Annotated in this window: 1 protein-coding gene; it reads left to right on the top strand. The window is 67.3% G+C overall.

The features are described from left to right. Positions 1 to 1,638 (top strand): acyl-CoA dehydrogenase (locus AC1DT6_RS40445; protein WP_477115620.1); only part of this gene is annotated, 1,638 nt, incomplete at its 5' end. Between the last annotated feature and the right edge of the window lie 21 nt (positions 1,639 to 1,659).

Raw genomic sequence — 1,659 nt, 5'->3', positions numbered from 1 at the left:
CAGGTGCTGGCGCCGCTCAACCGCATCGGCGACACCGATCCCAGCAGCTGGAAGGACGGCGTGGTCACCACCACGCCCGGCTTCAAGGACGCCTTCCGCCAGTTCGGCGAAGGCGGCTGGCAGGGCGTGCTGCATCCGCAGGAATTCGGGGGCCAGGGCTTGCCCAAGCTGATCGCCACCGCCTGCAACGAGATGCTGAACTCGGCCAACCTGTCGTTCGCGCTGTGCCCGCTGCTGACCGACGGCGCCATCGAAGCCCTGCTGACCGCSGGCAGCGATGCGCAGAAAGCCACCTTCCTGCCCAGGCTGATCTCCGGCGAATGGACCGGCACCATGAACCTGACCGAGCCGCAGGCCGGCTCGGACCTGGCGGCGGTACGCACGCGCGCCGAGCCGCAGGGCGACGGTACCTACAAGGTGTTCGGCACCAAGATCTTCATCACCTACGGCGAACACGACATGGCGAAGAACATCGTCCATCTCGTGCTGGCGCGCACGCCGACGGCACCCGAGGGCGTCAAGGGCATCTCGCTGTTCATCGTGCCCAAGTTCCTGGTGAACGAAGACGGCTCGCTGGGCGCGCGCAACGATGCGCACTGCGTGTCGATCGAACACAAGCTGGGCATCAAGGCCAGCCCCACCGCCGTGCTGCAGTTCGGCGACCACGGCGGCGCCATCGGCACGCTGGTGGGCGAGGAGAATCGCGGCCTGGAATACATGTTCATCATGATGAACTCGGCACGTTTCTCGGTCGGCATGCAGGGTATCGCGGTCTCCGAGCGCGCCTACCAGCAGGCGGTAGCCTTTGCGCGCGAGCGCGTGCAAAGCCGGCCGGTCGACGGCTCGGCCCGCGAGGCGGTGACCATCATCCATCACCCCGACGTCAAGCGCATGCTGATGACCATGCGCTCGCTGACCGAAGGCGCGCGCGCGGTGGCCTACGTGGCCGCGGCGGCATGCGATACGGCGCACCAGCATCCCGACGAAGCGGTGCGCAAGCAGAACGAGGCCTTCTACGAGTTCATGGTGCCCATCGTCAAGGGCTGGAGCACCGAGCTGTCGATCGATGTCACCAGTCTTGGCGTGCAGGTGCACGGCGGCATGGGCTTCATCGAGGAGACCGGCGCGGCGCAGCACTATCGCGACGCCCGCATCCTGCCGATCTACGAAGGCACGACCGCGATCCAGGCCAACGACCTGGTCGGCCGCAAGACGGTGCGCGACGGCGGCGCCGTGGCGCGCGGCATCTGCGCGCAGATCGCTGAAACCGAGGCGGCGCTGGGCAAGCATGGCGGCGCGGCTTTCTCCGCGGTGCAAGCGCAACTGGCCAAGGGGCGCGAGGCGCTGGAGGCGGTGGTGGCGTTCGTGGTGGCCAATGCCAAGTCGGATCCGAATGCCGTGTTCGCCGGCAGCGTGCCTTACCTGAAGCTCTGCGGCATCGTGTTCTCGGGCTGGCAGCTTGGGCGCGCGATGCTGGCCGCGGATGCGAAGYGTGGCGAGGATCCTTCCTTCAGCGATGCCAAGATCGCGACCGCGCATTTCTTCGCGGAGCACATCCTGTCGCAGGCGTCGGCCTTGCGCGATGCCGTCGTGGCAGGCGCGGTGCCGGTCAATGCGTTGAGCGAAGCGCAGTTCTGAGATCGCCCGGTAGCAGGCAAA

The organism is Cupriavidus sp. 01L45, assembly GCF_056399885.1.
Note: the sequence above shows the minus strand (reverse complement) of the source record. Positions and strands in the feature narration are given on the sequence as shown.